The organism is Velazquezella soli (genome assembly GCF_977018685.1).
Genome location: NZ_CDRNXF010000005.1, coordinates 540,109 through 557,500 on the forward strand (window position 1 = coordinate 540,109; position 17,392 = coordinate 557,500).

A 17,392-nucleotide genomic window follows, 5' to 3' on the forward strand; every position below is an offset into this window, starting at 1 on the left:
GTCCCTAAAAGCGAACTTCGAAACTCTCGTAGGCTTGCAGTCTAACAGATTGACTTCATACCAAAATCTGCATCAATCCCATGACCGCGATGGATACAAAAAACGCGGCAATCGGTTCGAGGAAAAAGCGCTTCTGAATACCTAAATAAATACGCGCAGGACGTGTTATTCTGGATAAAAGAGAGAGTACTGGGTTTTCGTTGTATTGCCGCCTGACGCGGGGGGAAACAAAACAACCCATCGCTGCCGTCTCGGCACGAAACGTATTCGGCTGGTCTTGAATATACCGGTTTGAGGCCAGTGCGACCGGCGGAGTCGCCGAGCTGCTCAAGCAAACGAAAACCCGTGACGCGCGGCAAGTCTTGCCTTGGTGGCGCGAAGTTCCACCGCAAGACGCTCCGGGTTCCAGTCTTTCTGCGCCGCCATGCGATCTGCCATCGCATCTAGATCGCGTCCGCTGAGGCGGCCGGTGATGGCAAGCGCCGTGCGGCGCAGCACAAGATCGTCCAGATGCGCCACCTGCTCATGGCCCGTAATCCAGGCCAATTCATCAAATGAATAATCCGGTGCATCCGCCAGCATGGTGGGCGTATTCCCTTCGGCTTCCAGAATGGCAAGCGCCGTCGTGCCATAACGCGATAGCAGCGTGTCGGCGCGAGCCTGATCCACGCCGGTCCTTGAGCAGGCCATGTCCAGCCACTTGCCCCGCTCGTTCTCGCGCGGGAAACCGCGTCCTCCTCCAATGGCCAAGCTTTGCGTGCTGATGCGGCGCGTCTGCTGAAGCCGGACCAGAACCATGTCGGTCACTTCCTCGGCAAAGCCGCGAAATGTCGTCCACTTGCCGCCGACGAGCGAGACAATCGGCCACGGTCTCTCCCCCTCCGGCTCGATGACCGGTGCCGAATGATCGCGGCTGATGAGGCCGGGGGCCGTGCTATCGGAGGCCGGGAGCGGGCGGATGCCGGCATAGGTATAGACGATCTGTCTGCGGTCGAAGGAAAGACCCGGCAACAGGCCGCTGAGGCTCTGCAGCAGGTAATCGATCTCGGCATCGCTGCAGGTGACCTGATCCGGGTCGTCGTCGCGAATATCTGTCGAGCCGACCAGCGCCTTACCGAGATAATCGAACACGAGGCAGATGCGCCCATCATCCGCCTCGAAATAGATCATCCGCCCGCCGAGCGTTTCGATAAGATCCGGATGATCGAGAAGAATGTGGGACCCCTTGGTGCCGCCGATCAGGCGGGAGGTTACACCCAGATCTTCATTGACCCGGTCGATCCAGGGGCCGGCGGCATTGATGACGAGGCGTGGGCGAATACGCTGCTCGTTCCCGTCCTCATCGACCAACACAACGGCCTGCCCGTCCCTGCCCCCGATCCGCGTATAATTGAGGGCACGCGACGAAGCACTTGCTCGCAGGCCATCCTCGACGAGTTCCAGCACCAGCCGTTCCGGATGACTGATCTTGGCGTCGTAATAGAGGCCGGCCGCCACAATGCGCGGCGTGAGCGCCGGAATGGTGGCGAGTGCCCGCGCCTTGCTCCACAGCGAATGGCGCGGCATCATGCGATGACGCGAGCCATAGAAATCGTAAAGCGCGAGACCAATCTTCATTAGCACCGCGCCACGGCTTCGCGGCGCCGTTGTAGAGCCGAAGAGCGTGCGAAGTGCTGCCGGAATTCCTTTGAGCCAGGAGAAGATGGGGATCACCGTCGGCAGGCGGCTGACGCAATGCGGCGCGTTCTTGAGGAGAAGATTGCGCTCCAGCGTCGACTGCGCGACAAGGCGAAACTCGCCCGTCTCAAGATATTTGATGCCGCCATGGATGAGGCGCGAAGGGGCCGCCGAGGTGCCGGAACCGAAATCGGCCTTGTCAGAGATGACGCAGGTCAGCCCCTGCTCGCAGAGATCGCGAAACACCCCGGCTCCATTGATGCCAGCGCCAAGGATCAGAACGTCCACGTCTTCAATATCAGTCATTTTCCGTCACCAGCTTGAGGCTAACACCGGCCGCCCGTAGGGCATCGGCTGTTTTTACGGGAAGGCGATCATCGACGTAAACCACGTCGAACTCTTTGAGATCGGCAAAAAGGTGCAGCGCCACCCGGTCGAATTTCTCCGAATCCACCATCAGAACCTTGCGCACGGCGGAAGCCATCATCGCCTGCTTGACGCGCACGACGAGCGGATCCTGGATCATTGCAGAGGTGCCGCTGATCGCCGACGCCGAGCAGATCAAGAGATTGACGCGCAGGCGCGACAAGGCGCTTTCGCAGAGATGGCCGATAAAGGCGTGATAGGTCGGGTGATATTCGCCACCGAGACAAATCAGCTTCACCTCATCAACCCCGCTCAGCCGTTCCGAAAGATCAAGGCTGTTTGTGACGACGGTGAGCGGCCTCACCTCCGTGATATGCGGCGCGAGCGCGTTGACGGTGGTGGAATCATCGATGAGGATCACGCTCCCCGGCTCGATCTCGCCAACCGCAGCCCTGGCCAGCGCCGCCTTGGCGGCAAGCGAGCGGGTCTTGCGGAAGCTGAACAGGCTCTCATAGACGCCTGACGGCTGGGCGCTGACGGCACCATGCAGCTTGCGCAACACGCCCTGCCTTGCCAAGTCCTCCACGTGCCGATGGATCGTCATGCGCGAGACGCCGAATTCGGTCACGAGATCGTCGATACGGGCTTCGCCGCGTTCAATCACATAAGCGGCGATGGCCTCGCGGCGGGTATCAGCGGTCATTCCGCGCCCTCCGAACTGAAGGCTTCGATACGGGGCCAGAGCGGCGCAAGCGCCTTCGCCAGATCGCTATGCAGGCCATACCGCTCGTCGAGCGCCTTTTGCCGTACAGGGTCGGGATGGTAGTCGTGGCCGATGGAGGCCAGATCGCGCGGATCATCCGTCGGGGAGGAAAAAAGCCCGATACCGGAGCCAGCACAGAGTGCGGCTCCCCAGGCTGCGGCCTCTTCGGTGTCCGTGACGGTCACCGTCATCCCAAGCACATCGGCAAACAACTGCGCGAAAAGCGGATTGCGGGAGATGCCGCCCGTCAGCTTTGCCGTCTTCATATCAAAACCCTGGCGTAGGTCGCCCACATGAACCCGATGGTTGAAGGCAATACCCTCGATCACCGCCCGCAGCATGTCGGCCCGGCCGTGCCAACCGCGCAGGCCGAGGAATCCGGCGCTGGCCGTCGATCCATGCGGAGAGCCGAACAGGTAGGGGTGAAACAGCACCGTCGAGGGACGCTCGATTGCTTCACCGATTTCGCGGCCGAGACGCTCATGGATGGAAGCACCCTCGACCTCTGCCGCCTTCTGGTCGGATTTACACAAGCGGTCGAGGAACCAGTCATAGTTTGCCGCAGACGCCGGCGAAATCGCCATATTGTTCCACTCGCCGAACCTCAACCCGTTTCGGCAGAACCAGCGGGCATCGACCACGGGGCGCGTCGAGACAGTCTCGTTGATGGAATAGGTGCCGGCCACCACTGCCACCTGACCCACGCCATAACCGCCGATGCCGAGCGACGAGGCCGTGACATCATGTAGGCCGGCGACAACAGGCGTTCCGGCGACAAGCCCGGTCAAAGCCGCTGCCTGCGGTGTCACGCCACCGATCACCGCATCCGGCAGCGCCACCTCCGGCAGAGCGCCGGAAAGCGCGCCGAGGCAGTAGAGCTCGAGGATGTCAGGCGCGTAGGCCTGCGACGCTACTTCGGTGAAGGAAGTGCTGGCTTCCGTCAGGTCCGTGCCGATCGTGCCGGTCAGGCAGTAACGCAGCCAGTCCTTGCAGGCAAACGCCGTTCCGATGGCACCAAACCGCTCAGGTTCATGCTCTCGGATATGGGCCAGAAGTGATGCCGGCGCGGATGCATGCGGCCGCTGGCCGCTCAAGGCCAGCGCCGCCTCTGCCGTGCCATCGCCATCCCAGCGGGCAACGATGTCGCCGGCGCGGCTGTCGAGAGACAAGATGCCGTGGCCGAGCGGATTGCCGTCGCGGTCCAGAAGGTAGAGCCCGTCGCCATGAGCGGTTGCGGCCACCGCTGCGATCTCGGATGCCGGCCGGCCGCTTTCGGCAATCGCGTCCGAAATGGCCTCGGCGGTTGCCGCCCAGAGGCCTGCCATATCGCGCTCGACATGGCGGGCTTTTGTCATGATCTGGGGAATACGTCGCCGCGCCACCGACAGGACGGCACCCGTCTCATCGAAGACAACCGCCTTGGTGACGGTGAGGCCATTGTCGATCCCAAGCAGACAGGGCATCGGAAGCTCCGAAAAAATGCATCGCGTGGTCGAAGATCCGCTTGTCTGGCCGGCGCAATGCGTGAGATGTCAGGCGCCCGGCCCGCACGGGCAGACGGCCCGCTTCGTTAGAACGAGCACTCTACTGTTAACTTCACAGGATGTACTGTTACAAATCACTCTTTGTATCATCCGCATTGCCGTTTGGTGCGGCAACGACGAGATTGATGCCTCGCGCGCGCAGCCGCTCAATGGTGCGCGGAGGCGTGGCGCTGTCGACGATGACCACGTCGAATTCATCCAGCGATCCCATGGCATGCAGCGCGCGCCGCTCGAATTTGGTATGGTCGACCAGCAGGATGCGGCGCGAGGCGCATTCGAACATGGCCCGCTTGATGTCCACCATATCCGGAGACTGGTGAAACAGCATGTCTTCACTGATGGCGGATACGGAGAGAAACACCTGATCGGGGCGCAGGCGGCGGATCTCGTTGGTGGTCACGGGTCCCATGAAGGCATTGCACCAGTTCTGGAACTGCCCGCCAAGACAGAGCAGCGTCAGGTCGCTCACCTCACGCAGGGCATTGATCATCGTGATGGAATTGGTAATCGCCGTGAGCGGCACGCGCGCTGAAAGATGCGGCACCATTTGCAAAACGGTCGTGGAATCATCAAAGAAGATCGCCTGACCCGGCTGGATAAACTCGGCAGCAGCAGCAGCAATGGCGCGCTTTTCGGATGCCTGCCGCGTGGATCGATAGACGTCACTGGATTCGATGAGGCTTGTCGGTGCCGCTGAGACAATGCCGCGTGTCTTGCGGAGCAGGCCGCGGCTCACCAACTCATCGAGATCGCGGTGAGCGGTCATCAGACTGATGCCAAACCGCTCGGTCAGATCCTCGATGCGCATCGTGCCCTCAGCCATCACGGCCTCGGCCACCAGCTGCCTTCGAGCGATCTGGCGGGCTTGGCGGCTATCGCTGGAAATCTCCTCGCCCATCAGGCGCTCGAGAGGACGTTCCTGTTGGTCGCGCATGCTTATTTCCCACATCTCCCGGAGAACCGCGCGAACTGGTGAACGCACATCTCCATGGCTCCGGTCTGTCGCACCGCTGCTCGCACACAGGGAACATCCGCACGCCATACGCGCCTCTGGTGCAATCGACATCTAGCACGTCTTCAGCGGGGCGCCACCGGTTGGAATGATCTTCCCCGCAAAGAAGAGCTGAAATCGCAAGAGGTCGGGGCCGCAGCGAGTGCGGCCCCGGATAGATCGTATCCGTTTACTGCGAGAGCGTGAACGGGCCGGTATACTTGTCGACGTTGTCCTTGGTGATCAGCAGGCAATCGAAGAGCTGCTTTTCGGTGGCAGCGCCGGTCTTGCCCGTCTTGATGAAGGAATCGGCCTGCTTCACGGCTTCGGCCGAGAAGACGGCAACCGGCTGGAGCACCGTATACTGCATCTCGCCGGACTTGATGGCGGCAACCGCATCCGGCGAACCGTCGAAGCCGCCGACCTTGACCTTGTCGAGCTTGCCGGCTTCCCTCAGCGCTGCAATCGCACCCAGCGCCATTTCGTCATTGCCGGCGATAACGCCGTTGATGTTCGGGTTGGCCTGAAGCAGGGACTGCATCTTCTGGTAGCCCTGGGTGCGATCCCAGTTGGCCACTTCCCTGCCGACCTTCTTCATGTCCGGATACTGGGTAATGACGGTTTCGTAGCCGTTAGAGCGGGTCGCGGCATTGTTGTCTGCGGGGTTGCCGAACAGCTCCACATAGGTGCCCTTTTCGCCGACCATCGAGATCCAGGTTTCGGCACCAAGCGCTGCCCCTTGCGCGTTGTTGGAAACGAGCTGCGCCTTGGCAAGACCTTCCTGGTTGATCTCGGCATTGACGAGAATGACCGGGATACCCGCGGCAACAGCCTTCTTCACCGCGCCGACCGAACCATCGGCATTGGCTGGATCGAGGATGATGGCGGCCGACTTGTTGGTGATCGCCGTATCGATGAGGGTCGATTCGGTGTTGGTGTCGCCCTTGTGGGCGGCGACATTCGCCTTGTAGCCAAGGCCTTCCGCCGTCTTCTTGGCAACTTCACCTTCGGTGCGCCAGTAGGGGTTGGCCGGATCCGTGACGATGATCGAGATCAGGCCGTCTGCCATGGCAGCTGTCGTCATGAGGCCTGTCGCGACGGCGGCAAGCATGAATTTCTGAAAGGATTTCAACATTTTCTACTCCCATTGGAATGTTGCAGTCTTCGCCTCTTCAGGCATCCTTTCCGCGGTACCCTCCCAACAGGCCTTTGCGGACAAGTTCTTGGACGTCAGCCCTTGCGTGCGCCGGAGCCGTACTGAATTGTGTTCATGAGGACGGCCAGCACGATAACCGAGCCGGTGAAAACGGTCTGCCAGTAGGACGAGACGCCGATGATGACCAGGCCATCGGAAAGGAAACCGATGACGAAAGCGCCAAGCATCGTGCCGCGTACCGTGCCGCGACCACCGGTCAGTGCCGCACCGCCGACAACCACAGCGGCAATTGCCGTCAGTTCATAGGTGCTGCCGGCTGTCGGGCCAGCAGATGTCAGCTGTGATGACAGCACCAGCCCGGCAATGGCCGAAAGGATGCCGGAGAGCGTATAGACGGTGATCTTGACGCGTTTGACCGGCACGCCGGAGAGATCTGCCGCCCGCTCGTTGCCACCAGATGCATACAGCCAGCGGCCAAAAGCCGAGCGGGCAAGCATCAGGCCGGCCAAGAGGGCGATCACGGTCAGAACGATGACGGAGATGGGGACGCCAGCCAGACGGTTGAAGCCAAGCCAGTCGAAGCCGGTATTGCCAAGTTCGGGACGGCCCGACAGGTTGTTGTAGGTGAGGCCATTGGTCTGCAACAGCGCGATACCGCGGGCAACATACATGACGCCGAGCGTTGCAACGAAGGCCGGTACGCGGAACCAGGCGACCAGGATGCCGTTGATGGCGCCAACAAAAGCGCCGAACAGGCAGGTCAGCACCACTACCGCCCAGACCGGCGGGTAAAGGATGACGCCGAAGGCCGAAAGCTCGACGCCCTGCATCATGGCGCCGGCAACGACCCCGCAGAGTGCAAGGATCGAGCCGACCGACAGGTCAATGCCGCCGTTCAGGATCACTAGCAGCATGCCGATGGCAAGGATACCGTAAATGGCGACATGCGAAGCCATGATGAGAAAATTGGCGACGGTGAAATAGTTCGGCGACAGGTAGGAAAACACGGCAATGATGAGGATCAGGGCGAAGAAGGCGCGCCCCTCCAAAAGGAGTTGGCCAATGCTCATGCCGCCAGCTTTGTCGACTTTGGCAGTTTCGGCTTTCGGTGCGATGGCTTGGTTCATGGTCTAGAATTCCCCAATTGACGGCATCAGGCAGCCACAGACTCGCCGGAGGCAGCCATGATCTTTTCCTTGGTGACGCTCGAATCGAACTCGGCCGAGATGCGACCCTTGTGCATGACGATGATGCGATGTGCGACCGACAGGCACTCGCTGACTTCCGACGTGGAAAATACCACCGCCAGACCGGTGCGCGCGCGCTCTGCCAGAAGCTTAAACACTTCTGCCTTGGCGCCGATATCGATGCCGCGCGATGGCTCGTCGAGCAGGAGCACGGTCGGATCGGTCGCCAGCATCTTGCCGATGACCACCTTCTGCTGGTTGCCCCCCGAAAGAGAGCCGATGGGGGCGCCACCGCCAGACGTCTTCACGGTTACCTTACGGATGGTATCGGCAATCAGCGACTGCTCGATCCGCCGGCTGGTAAAGAGGCCGCGGGTGAAATTCATGATCGATGCGAGCGACATGTTTTCACCGACGCTCATGGTCTGCACCAGGCCATCGCGCTGGCGGTCTTCCGGCACGAGCGCTAGACCACAGGCAATGCGATCGGCAATCGACAGAGACGAGATTTCCTCGCCCTCCAGAAAGATACTGCCGGATTTCGGCTTGAGGCGGCCGGCCAGCGTTTCCAGCAACTCGGTGCGCCCTGCCCCCATCAGCCCGTAGATGCAGACGATTTCGCCGGCCTTCACATCGAGCGACAAGCGGTCCACTAGGTTGAAGCCGGCATTGGGATCGGCAACCGTCAGATCGACCACTGAAAGCGCCGTTTCCCCAAAATCATAACCTGACGGGGGGGATCCCAGATCATAATGTTCGCCCACCATGTTGCGCACGATCCATTCCAGATCGATCTCGGCGCGCGGCGCATAAGCGGTCATGGTACCATCGCGCAGCACGACGGCGTGATCGGTGATTTCCAGCGCTTCTTCGAGATGGTGCGAGATATAAACGATCGATACGCCCTTGGCTGTGAGATCCCGAATAACCTTGAACAGCACCTCGACTTCGGCCGCCGAAAGCGCCGAGGTTGGCTCGTCCATGATCAGGATGCGGCTGTCGATTGAAAGCGCGCGGGCGATTTCCACGATCTGCTGCTGGCCGAGACGCAGGTCTTCTACGGGCGTCAGCGGGTCGATGTCTTCTTCCAACTCTTCGAGCAGAAGCCGCACCTGACGCTCTTCCTCGGCAAAATCTACGCCCGTGGCGCCCTGGATCTCGCGGCCCATGAACACGTTGTCGCGCACCGAAAGATTGGGTGCCAGGCTGAGTTCTTGGTGGATGATCGAGATGCCGTAGTCACGCGCCTCGGTCGACGAGGTAAAGTTCACCCCCTCGCCATCCAGCACGATTTCACCCGATGTCGGCTGAACGACGCCAGACAGGATCTTCATCAGCGTCGACTTGCCGGCACCATTTTCGCCGAACAGCGTGGTGACCTGGCCATAACGGATATCGAAATTCACGCCCTTGAGAGCATGGATGTTGCCATACGACTTGGCGATGTTGCGCGCCGACAGCACGACATCGCCGCGGCGGGGGCCTTTCGTCTCTGGCTCGCTCATTTCACATCCACCTTCACCGGCGTGATCAACCAGTTTTTCGGGTTGACGAGGCGAAAGGCGCCGACGACTTCGACCGTCTTGCCCGTCAGCGCCGACGTATCGATCGGATCGAGCACCGAAGCCTTCATGGCGCGGTTGATGGCCGAACCGGCGTCCTGGTATTCGATCTGGTTCTTGAACGACCCGAAGGCGATATCGCCCGGCGCATCGCGCAGATCTGTGCCGTTGATGGCGGGCCCGGTCTGCATGCGCAGCTTGATATCGGCCGGCATTCCGGCGACAGCCACCTCATAGATGCCGGACTTGCCTTCCCCCACGACACCGGAAAATTTGACCATCATCACCGTACCGGTCGTAGACGCGGTGCCGTATTTCTTGCCGGCAGCAGCCTTGTCGGCAAGCACTTCCGGCGCGATCGCCACGGCGTCGGCAGCCTTTTCCACCACCACCGACTGAACACGCGGAAATTCCTTTGTGCCGAACGTATCGGGCGAAAACGCCTGCTGGCGAACATCGGCTTCCGACCCGACATGGACAACCGTCGTGTCGAGCGCGATGGCAGACAGAACAAGCAGGCCGGCACCCACAAGGACGACACCCGTGCGCTTCGACGATTGCTTGGCTTTGCGCGCACGCAATGCGGCGACTGAAGATTGGAGGGTGCTCATGAGCCGGCCTCGCCTTTCGCCCGATGTTGAAAGAGTATGGAAAGAAGCAGGAAGGCAGCCCGAAGCCGGGCCTTCCTGATCGGCGGGAAACGCGTGCAGCGCGCGGCGTAAAGCAGCATGGTCTCCTCCCATTCTTGATAGCCGCAGCGCCTCCTCCAGCCCCTACGATCGCTTCATCCCTCTACGCTATATTCACGTTATATAGGTCGTCAAGTATGTTATGTTGAAGACAGGTTCTTTTTGAGAGATCGCTCACGCAGAGGTGAGATATTGCACGGGATCGACGGCACATTCGCCAGATCCGGAGGCCTTCCAGGCGCGCCGGCTGCCGATTGTGCAAGTCGCCCGACGCTCTTGCAGGGCAAAGCAATCTTGCGGACCGACACAACGCACTTGCAGCAATGTCTTCAACTTAAACAAAAATCCGCAAACCACGATGTGTTCGCGCTAAAGTCTGCCGGTGGCCGAGGCGAGCGTACCAGCGCAAAAGACTGTCGCATGTAGCGAGACAGCGCCGACCGCACGCAAGCAACGAGAAAACCCTATAGCTTTGTAGCATAGCTGAAAAAAAATTCCGCGTCTGCAAAAAAAATCATGTTCCTTGTTATCATTGTGATATGTATCATCAACGTGCGAGCGATCTTGGGCGCGGGGTGAGGAATGCCTTCGACAGGATGCAACGGTATCGCACGGAGGAGGATGAAACTGCATGAAGACTATCTCCAAGGCGCCTTTGTGCGTCCCTGTCCATGCGACGATCCGCGGTATGCGCCATGCGTGATGTGATCATCGGCATTGATGCCGGAACCTCGGTCATCAAGGCGGTGGCCTTCGATCTGGCAGGCCGGCAGATCTCGTCCTCCAGCGTGCCCAACAGCTACCTGTCCGGTTCCGATGGATCCGCGACGCAGCCGCTCGACAGAACCTGGGCCGATTGCACGCGGGCGCTACGCGGTCTTGGCGAGCAGATCACCGATCTTTCCCGTCGGACGGCAGCGGTTGCCGTGACTGCTCAGGGCGACGGCACCTGGCTTGTCGACCGCGACAACCGGCCCGTTGGCGATGCCTGGTTGTGGCTTGACGCCCGCGCGGCCCCGACCGTTGATGTGCTTGCCGCAAAGACTGAGAACCGGGCGCGTTTCGAACTGACGGGTACAGGGCTAAACACCTGCCAGCAGGGTGCGCAAATGGCGCATATGGACCGGTTTTTTCCAGAACTTCTCGATTCTGCCGACGTTGCCCTCCATTGCAAGGACTGGCTTTATCTCAACCTCACAGACGTGCGCGCCACCGATCCGTCGGAAGCAAATTTTACCTTCGGGAATTTCCGCACGCGCGGTTATGAGGACCAGGTTTTTGACGCGCTGGGTCTTGGCCACCGCCGCCATCTGCTGCCTGAAATCATCGAGGGCACGCAGACCCTCAATCCGCTGACAGCGACGGCGGCAAAACAGACGGGTTTGCTGGAGGGCACGCCCGTTTGCCTCGGTTACGTGGACATGGTGATGACGGCGCTGGGTGCCGGCGTTTATGGTGGTACCGGCGATACCGCCTGCTCCATCGTCGGCTCGACCGGCGTCCACATGCGGGCAACCAATATCGCTGGCGTACATCTCAACGCCGAAGGCACCGGATATGTCATGGCGCTCCCCGTACCGAATACGGTCGTGCAGGCCCAAACCAATATGGCCGCCACCCTCAATCTCGACTGGGTCTTAAGCCTTGGCACAGACCTGCTGCGCGAGATGGGACAGGAGATCACACCACGCGACCTGATGGGCCGTATCGAGGGCTGGCTTGAAAAATCCACTCCCGGCCAGATCGCCTACCATCCCTACATTTCCGAAGCTGGCGAGCGTGGGCCTTTCGTTAACGCGCAGGCCCGTGCAGGTTTCATCGGCCTTTCGGCCAGTCATCGTTACCCGGATCTGGTGCGCGCCGTGGTTGAAGGTCTCGGCATGGCGATGCGCGATTGTTATGCGGCGATGGGCGGCCTTCCCTCGGAACTACGCCTCAGCGGCGGCGCGGCGCGCTCGCGCGGTCTGCGCGCGGTTCTCTCAGCTGCGATCAATGCGCCGGTCCGCGTCTCCGATCGTGAAGAGGCAGGCGCTGCGGGCGCCGCAATGATGGCAGCCGCAGCCATCGGCGCCTATCCCGACATGAACGCCTGCGTTGGCGAATGGGTGACGCCGCTGCTTGCTGCACCGGAGACCCCGAACGCAGAACTTGCCGCCACCTATGACCGGCTGTTTCCCGCTTTCCAATCCGCGCGTCACGCGCTTGTTCCCGCCTGGACGAGGCTGGCGGCGGCCCGCGATGCGACACTTCAGAGGAAAAAGACATGAGCACGCAAACACAGATGATCGATCTGTTCGTCATTGGCGGCGGCATCAATGGCGCCGGGATGGCGCGCGACGCTGCCGGCCGCGGCCTCAAAGTGGTCTTGTGCGAGAAGGACGATCTGGCCGAAGGCACGTCCTCCCGCTCCGGCAAGCTGGTGCATGGCGGTTTGCGTTATCTCGAATACTACGAATTCCGTCTGGTGCGCGAGGCGCTGATCGAACGCGAGGTGCTGCTGAAGGCCGCCCCGCACATCATCTGGCCGATGCGGTTCGTTCTGCCGCATAGCCCGCAGGATCGCCCCGCCTGGCTGGTACGGCTCGGCCTCTTTCTCTACGATCACCTCGGCGGCCGCAAGAAACTGCCGGGTACCCGTACGCTGGATCTCACCCGCGATCCCGAGGGCGCACCGATCCTCGACGACTACACCAAGGGGTTTGAATACTCCGACTGCTGGGTGGACGATGCGCGCCTGGTCGTACTGAACGCAGTGGATGCCGCAGAAAAGGGCTGCGAGGTTCTGACCCGCACAGCCGCCGTCACCGCACGGCGCGAAGACAGCGCCTGGTCCATTACCACGAAGAATGTTCTGACCGGCGAAACTCGCCAATTCCGCGCCCGCTGCATTGCCAATTGCGCCGGCCCGTGGGTATCGGACATTATCGGCCGGGTGGCCGGCTCCAACTCGGCGCGCAATGTGCGCCTCGTCAAGGGCAGCCATATCATCGTGCCCAAATGGTGGGCAGGGCCGCAGGCCTATCTGGTGCAGAACCACGACAAGCGGGTGATCTTCATCAACCCTTACGAGGGAGACAAGGCTCTGATCGGCACCACCGATATTGCCTATGAAGGCCGTGCCGAAGAGGTGAGTGCCGACGAGCGGGAGATCGAGTATCTCCTGTCTGCCGTGAACCGGTATTTCAAGGAAAAGCTCCGGCGCCAGGATGTGCTGCACACGTTTTCCGGCGTGCGGCCCCTGTTTGACGATGGGAAGGGCAATCCGTCGGCCGTCACGCGCGACTATGTCTTTGATCTCGACGAAACGGGCGGCGCGCCGCTCCTCAATGTGTTCGGCGGCAAGATCACCACGTTCCGCGAGCTTGCCGAGCGCGGGATGCAGAAGCTGACCCAGGTCTTTCCCACAATGGGGGGCAACTGGACGGAAACGGCGCCGCTTCCTGGCGGCGACATGCCCAATGCTGACTACGAGAGTTTTGCCAATACCTTACGTGATCTTTATCCATGGATGCCGCGTGCGCTTCTGCAGCATTACGGCCGCCTTTACGGCACGCGCACGCGCCAGATTGCCGGCACGGCAGATAGTCTTGCAGATCTAGGCCGGCATTTCGGTGGCCAGCTTTACGAGGCGGAGGTGCGCTACCTCGTGAAAAGCGAATGGGCACGCACAGCCAAGGACGTGCTCTACCGCCGCACGAAACATTACCTGCACTTGACTGAGGCAGAACAGGCTGCCTTTACCGCCTGGTTTGACGAAGCAAATCTCGCCAGTGCCGCCTGAGACCGGAGACCGCCCATGCCGCTGACGCTTTCCCTCAACACCAACCCGCTGGTGAACCGTTTTGCCGAGCCGGCCGATCTCATCGAAACGGTGGCGCGCGACCTGAAAGTCCGCGACCTGCAGCTGACCCATGAGTTCATCAACCCGAGCTGGCCGGCGCCCGTCATCCGCCGCCTGACGCGGGAGATGGGCACTGCCCTTAACCGCACCGGCGTTCGCGTGACCAGCGGCATGACCGGACCCTATGGCCGCCTCAACCATTTCGGCCATCCGGATGCCGATGTGCGGCGCTATTATATCGACTGGTTCAAGACCTTTGCCGATATCACCGCCGATCTCGGCGGCACCTCCGTCGGCACGCAGTTTGCGATCTTCACCTATAAGGATTTCGATGATCCGGCCCGTCGCGAAGAGCTGATCAAGATCGCCATCGACTGCTGGGCCGAGGTGGCGGAACATGCCAAGGGTGCCGGCCTCTCCTTCCTGTTCTGGGAACCGATGAGCGTCGGGCGCGAATTCGGCGAAACGATCGCAGGCTGTCTTCACCTTCAGGATCGGCTGACATCAGCGAATATGGCGATCCCGATGTGGATGATGGCCGATATCGACCACGGCGATGTCACCTCCGCCAATCCGGACGATTTCGACCCTTATGCCTGGGCCCGCGCCGTGCCAAAAGTGTCGCCGATCATCCACATCAAGCAGAGCCTGATGGACAAGGGCGGTCACCGGCCGTTCATCGCCGAATTCAACGCCAAGGGCCGCATCCATCCCGAGCCGCTGCTCGAAGCCTTTGCGCAAGGCGGCGCGGAGAACAACGAGATCTGCCTAGAACTGTCCTTCAAGGAGCGCGATCCGAACGACCGTCAGGTGATTTCCCAGATCGCCGAAAGTATTGCCTTCTGGGCACCCCATATCGAGAGCGGCATCAAGGACCTGCATATCTGATCCGATCTCATCAGACAGCGGCTCTTGCAGGAAACGGCGCAGAGGGCGAATTGCAGGAGATCCTTGTCTTGACCAGCCTGACGACAGACAGCAGCAGAAGGAAGAGCAATGGCCCGCCGCAGTGACAGCGATCCCGAAGAAAGCCTGGCGATCCGCGCGGCCTGGCTGCATTACGCTGGCGGACTGACGCAGGCTGCGGTGGCAAAACGGCTCGGCGTGCCCTCTGTTAAGGCGCATCGACTCATTGCACGCGCGGTGGCCGACGGTGCCGTCAAGGTCTCGATCGATGGCGCCATCGTCGAATGCGCCGAACTGGAAGCTCAGCTTTGCGATCGCTATGGGCTCGCTACCTGCGAGGTGGCGCCGGATCTGGGAGAGGACGGCCTGCCGCTTCGCGCGCTCGGCCTTGCCGGCTCCAGCTTCCTGCGCCGCACGATCGAGGGTGGCGATTACAAAGTCATCGGCCTTGGCCATGGCCGCACACTGGCTGCTGCGGTGCGCCAAATGCCGCGCTTTGAAGCGACCGGCGTGTGCTTCGTATCACTGCTTGGTGGGCTCACCCGCAATTACGCCGCAAATCCGCATGACGTGATGTATAATCTGGCGGAGAAGACCGGGTCGCAATCCTATGTGATGCCAGTACCCTTTTTTGCCAACTCTGCAGAAGATCGCGAAATCCTGCTGGCCCAGCGCGGCGTGCGGGAAATCTTTGACATGTCGAACGGTGCCGGCCTCAAATTCGTCGGCATCGGAACGGCAGACGCCAGCGCACAGCTTGTTGCCTCCGGTATGATCGAACGGCGGGAAATCACGGAAATCGCCGCCGTCGGCGCTGTCGGGGAAATGCTCGGCCACTTCTTCGATGGAGATGGCCGCGTCCTCGAAACGACGCTCAGTGCCCGCACGCTCTCGGTCGATCTCGAAACGCCTGAACAGACCCGCATCGTAGCAATCGCGGGCGGGTTGCAAAAGCTTGCCTCGATCCGCGCCGTACTGCGCAGCCGCCGCCTCAAAGGCCTGATCACCGACGAACCGACCGCCCGCGCGCTGGTGAGCTGACAAGAGGATTTACAGGCACATCTGACGATTGCAGCCGAACAACTGGTATAAAAACAGCCAAAGCCACGTGCGCGGATTGGCATCAGTTGGAAGATGAACAAGGCAATGGCAGAGGCGAAACCTTTGTCGAGGGCCGATAGCCGCTGACGCGATGCGTGATCCCCCATTCAGCGTTTCGTCATTTCGCCTTTCTACTCCATGCGCGAGGCGACGGCCTCGCACGCGGAGACCTCCGGGAAGATTGGAGCGGAGAACATTGCACTGGGCCAACGAGCGGCCTGGACCGGCGAGTTCTCAACTCCGATGTTGAAGGCGTGCAACCTCCACATCGTGGAACTGGATTATTCCGGACGGCGCGCGCCTGCGGGTTTCCCAAAAGTATACCGGCATTGTATCCATCCGGTGCGCGGCGGCGTTGCGCGTCACGGCATTTCCAGTGGGCAGGAATCAGTTATTGTTGACCGTGGTTCCGACCAACATACTGCTTTTGCGGAATATGTCGGAGGGGTCTTGCCGACGCTGCGGTAGGCGTTGCAATCTTCGCCTCCCCTTCAACGGCTGGCTTCAGCCGAATCTTCCGCGCTGCTCGTTTGGGCGGTCGCAACTCTTAGGCTTTGGCAATTTTACAGGCGCCGTGTTGGCCGTCGGCGTAGCCGCAGCCTGGCTGGGGGAGAAAGCATCAACACGCGAACCGCTGGCGTGACCGATGATGAGGCAAGCGCTCTTTCCTCTATATTTCTAGGCGAGATCGCGATCAGCAGCCACTCCACGTTGCATTACTGAGTCATGCTCGCAGGTTCGATCCTGCGCTCGATGGGCGGCATGACCACATGAAAAGGCTGGTAAATTGAACCGCTGGATGCAAATTAGACAGATCAGATGACGCCTTTTGTGAAAATGAAACATCCAAATGGTCGATCGTCCGTAGTCGCGACAACAGCAAATGCACCAGCCGCCACATCGTAGAAATTCGTCCTCTCAACGGGCTGGAAGCCAACCTCCCGCTGCTCTATTTCGTTTACTATTTTTGCGACATCGTCATGAACCGACGTGCCGTAGCCGAGGTCGCCGTCGGGGACCATTTTCACAACGGGCTTTTCGAGGAAATCGTCGACCGGCATCAGCTTCAATATATCGGTGATGATTGAAACGAGAGGGACCCCTACAATCGGCAAGACGCGTTGATGACGGGAATATGCTGGATAATTGGCATCCACCACTACGAGACAATCACCATGCCCCATTGCTGCGAGTGCCCAAAGAACGTCTGGACTCAGATGCTTCGGGATATTTTTCAACATTGTCATACTATTCCAGTCATCCCTGTAGAGTTGCTTCGATCATGTCGTGGCCGAGGTTATCCAGGGGACAGACTGGCAAAAAATCGAGTCAGTGGCAATGAAATCCACCTCTCGTCTACAGATATGGCATCTTTTGCGAACGTCAGCCAGGGACCGAAACAGGATGCTGGGAGCGTCGGCCGGAGCGCTTTCCGTATCTCCCGACATTGCCAAAACGACGAGGGTTCAGTCCATTCGATTGACCGCCTTTCACGCCAAACACACAGAGCGCCGGCCGCGCCTTGCCATCCTAGACGCTCAGCACGGTGAACTCGAAGCACGCGTGAGAAGGTGGTCTCGGCTCGCCTGCATCGACGTGCTGGCGGACG

15 protein-coding genes are annotated in these 17,392 nt (G+C 60.5%); 5 read left to right on the plus strand and 10 right to left on the minus strand.

Going from position 1 to position 17,392, the window contains the following annotated elements; translation table 11 throughout:
* Nucleotides 1-55 precede the first annotated feature (55 nt).
* The 9 genes from AC0JZ8_RS22920 to AC0JZ8_RS22960 all read right to left on the minus strand — a co-directional run bounded on the left by AC0JZ8_RS22920 (nucleotide 56) and on the right by AC0JZ8_RS22960 (nucleotide 9,857).
* Nucleotides 56-331 (minus strand): hypothetical protein, encoded by a 276-nt coding sequence (locus tag AC0JZ8_RS22920; RefSeq protein WP_430249658.1) that lies wholly within the window; start codon nucleotides 329-331, stop codon nucleotides 56-58.
* The gene (locus AC0JZ8_RS22925) at nucleotides 328-1,983 is read right to left on the minus strand and encodes a glycerol-3-phosphate dehydrogenase/oxidase (RefSeq protein ID WP_471893664.1); all 1,656 of its coding nucleotides are present in this window, start codon (nucleotides 1,981-1,983) and stop codon (nucleotides 328-330) included. The genes AC0JZ8_RS22920 and AC0JZ8_RS22925 overlap by 4 nt, the downstream gene beginning before the upstream one ends.
* Nucleotides 1,976-2,746 carry a DeoR/GlpR family DNA-binding transcription regulator gene (locus AC0JZ8_RS22930; RefSeq protein WP_062578331.1) on the minus strand — a complete coding sequence of 257 codons (771 nt, stop codon included), beginning with the start codon at nucleotides 2,744-2,746 and terminating at the stop codon, nucleotides 1,976-1,978. The genes AC0JZ8_RS22925 and AC0JZ8_RS22930 overlap by 8 nt, the downstream gene beginning before the upstream one ends.
* Complete coding sequence (locus AC0JZ8_RS22935) at nucleotides 2,743-4,269, minus strand: FGGY-family carbohydrate kinase (RefSeq protein WP_471893665.1); 1,527 nt, start codon at nucleotides 4,267-4,269, stop codon at nucleotides 2,743-2,745. The genes AC0JZ8_RS22930 and AC0JZ8_RS22935 overlap by 4 nt, the downstream gene beginning before the upstream one ends.
* A gap of 148 nt (nucleotides 4,270-4,417) precedes the next feature.
* Nucleotides 4,418-5,284, minus strand: a complete 867-nt coding sequence (locus AC0JZ8_RS22940; protein WP_062578335.1) for a DeoR/GlpR family DNA-binding transcription regulator — start codon at nucleotides 5,282-5,284, stop codon at nucleotides 4,418-4,420.
* Nucleotides 5,285-5,531: 247 nt separating this feature from the next.
* Nucleotides 5,532-6,452 (minus strand): substrate-binding domain-containing protein, encoded by a 921-nt coding sequence (locus AC0JZ8_RS22945; protein ID WP_471893869.1) that lies wholly within the window; start codon nucleotides 6,450-6,452, stop codon nucleotides 5,532-5,534.
* 119 nt (nucleotides 6,453-6,571) lie between these two features.
* On the minus strand, nucleotides 6,572-7,624 hold the full coding sequence (locus AC0JZ8_RS22950; protein ID WP_062578340.1) for an ABC transporter permease: 1,053 nt from the start codon (nucleotides 7,622-7,624) through the stop codon (nucleotides 6,572-6,574).
* Between the two features lie 26 nt (nucleotides 7,625-7,650).
* A complete protein-coding gene (locus AC0JZ8_RS22955) occupies nucleotides 7,651-9,189 on the minus strand; it encodes a sugar ABC transporter ATP-binding protein (RefSeq protein ID WP_471893666.1) in 1,539 nt (512 codons plus the stop codon).
* Nucleotides 9,186-9,857 (minus strand): DUF2291 family protein, encoded by a 672-nt coding sequence (locus AC0JZ8_RS22960; RefSeq protein WP_471893667.1) that lies wholly within the window; start codon nucleotides 9,855-9,857, stop codon nucleotides 9,186-9,188. Before AC0JZ8_RS22960 ends, AC0JZ8_RS22955 begins: the two co-directional genes overlap by 4 nt.
* A 773-nt stretch (nucleotides 9,858-10,630) precedes the next feature.
* On the opposite strand from AC0JZ8_RS22960, the gene AC0JZ8_RS22965 reads away from it, so the two are divergent.
* The 5 genes from AC0JZ8_RS22965 to AC0JZ8_RS22985 all read left to right on the plus strand — a co-directional run bounded on the left by AC0JZ8_RS22965 (nucleotide 10,631) and on the right by AC0JZ8_RS22985 (nucleotide 16,251).
* A complete protein-coding gene (locus tag AC0JZ8_RS22965; RefSeq protein ID WP_471893668.1) occupies nucleotides 10,631-12,202 on the plus strand; it encodes an FGGY family carbohydrate kinase in 1,572 nt (523 codons plus the stop codon).
* Entirely contained in the window at nucleotides 12,199-13,716 is a 1,518-nt protein-coding gene (locus AC0JZ8_RS22970; protein ID WP_092663369.1) for a glycerol-3-phosphate dehydrogenase, read from the plus strand. Before AC0JZ8_RS22965 ends, AC0JZ8_RS22970 begins: the two co-directional genes overlap by 4 nt.
* Before the next feature lie 15 nt (nucleotides 13,717-13,731).
* Nucleotides 13,732-14,664: a sugar phosphate isomerase/epimerase family protein gene (locus tag AC0JZ8_RS22975; protein ID WP_062578348.1), complete on the plus strand. Its 933-nt coding sequence runs from the start codon at nucleotides 13,732-13,734 to the stop codon at nucleotides 14,662-14,664.
* Nucleotides 14,665-14,772: 108 nt separating this feature from the next.
* A complete protein-coding gene (locus tag AC0JZ8_RS22980) occupies nucleotides 14,773-15,723 on the plus strand; it encodes a sugar-binding transcriptional regulator (protein WP_192079046.1) in 951 nt (316 codons plus the stop codon).
* 180 nt (nucleotides 15,724-15,903) lie between these two features.
* Nucleotides 15,904-16,251: a triose-phosphate isomerase gene (locus tag AC0JZ8_RS22985; RefSeq protein ID WP_471893870.1), complete on the plus strand. Its 348-nt coding sequence runs from the start codon at nucleotides 15,904-15,906 to the stop codon at nucleotides 16,249-16,251.
* Nucleotides 16,252-16,598: 347 nt separating this feature from the next.
* Here AC0JZ8_RS22985 and AC0JZ8_RS22990 read toward each other — a convergent pair whose 3' ends face one another.
* Complete coding sequence (locus tag AC0JZ8_RS22990) at nucleotides 16,599-17,024, minus strand: RbsD/FucU family protein (protein ID WP_471893669.1); 426 nt, start codon at nucleotides 17,022-17,024, stop codon at nucleotides 16,599-16,601.
* Nucleotides 17,025-17,392 lie beyond the last annotated feature (368 nt).

Coding starts and splice junctions, on each gene's coding strand:
- AC0JZ8_RS22925 (WP_471893664.1), bottom strand. CDS start 1,983: ATGACTGATATTGAAGACGTGGACGTTCTGATCCTTGGCGCTGGCATC.
- AC0JZ8_RS22930 (WP_062578331.1), bottom strand. CDS start 2,746: ATGACCGCTGATACCCGCCGCGAGGCCATCGCCGCTTATGTGATTGAA.
- AC0JZ8_RS22935 (WP_471893665.1), bottom strand. CDS start 4,269: ATGCCCTGTCTGCTTGGGATCGACAATGGCCTCACCGTCACCAAGGCG.
- AC0JZ8_RS22940 (WP_062578335.1), bottom strand. CDS start 5,284: ATGCGCGACCAACAGGAACGTCCTCTCGAGCGCCTGATGGGCGAGGAG.
- AC0JZ8_RS22945 (WP_471893869.1), bottom strand. CDS start 6,452: ATGCTTGCCGCCGTCGCGACAGGCCTCATGACGACAGCTGCCATGGCA.
- AC0JZ8_RS22950 (WP_062578340.1), bottom strand. CDS start 7,624: ATGAACCAAGCCATCGCACCGAAAGCCGAAACTGCCAAAGTCGACAAA.
- AC0JZ8_RS22955 (WP_471893666.1), bottom strand. CDS start 9,189: ATGAGCGAGCCAGAGACGAAAGGCCCCCGCCGCGGCGATGTCGTGCTG.
- AC0JZ8_RS22960 (WP_471893667.1), bottom strand. CDS start 9,857: ATGAGCACCCTCCAATCTTCAGTCGCCGCATTGCGTGCGCGCAAAGCC.
- AC0JZ8_RS22965 (WP_471893668.1), top strand. CDS start 10,631: ATGCGTGATGTGATCATCGGCATTGATGCCGGAACCTCGGTCATCAAG.
- AC0JZ8_RS22970 (WP_092663369.1), top strand. CDS start 12,199: ATGAGCACGCAAACACAGATGATCGATCTGTTCGTCATTGGCGGCGGC.
- AC0JZ8_RS22975 (WP_062578348.1), top strand. CDS start 13,732: ATGCCGCTGACGCTTTCCCTCAACACCAACCCGCTGGTGAACCGTTTT.
- AC0JZ8_RS22980 (WP_192079046.1), top strand. CDS start 14,773: ATGGCCCGCCGCAGTGACAGCGATCCCGAAGAAAGCCTGGCGATCCGC.
- AC0JZ8_RS22990 (WP_471893669.1), bottom strand. CDS start 17,024: ATGTTGAAAAATATCCCGAAGCATCTGAGTCCAGACGTTCTTTGGGCA.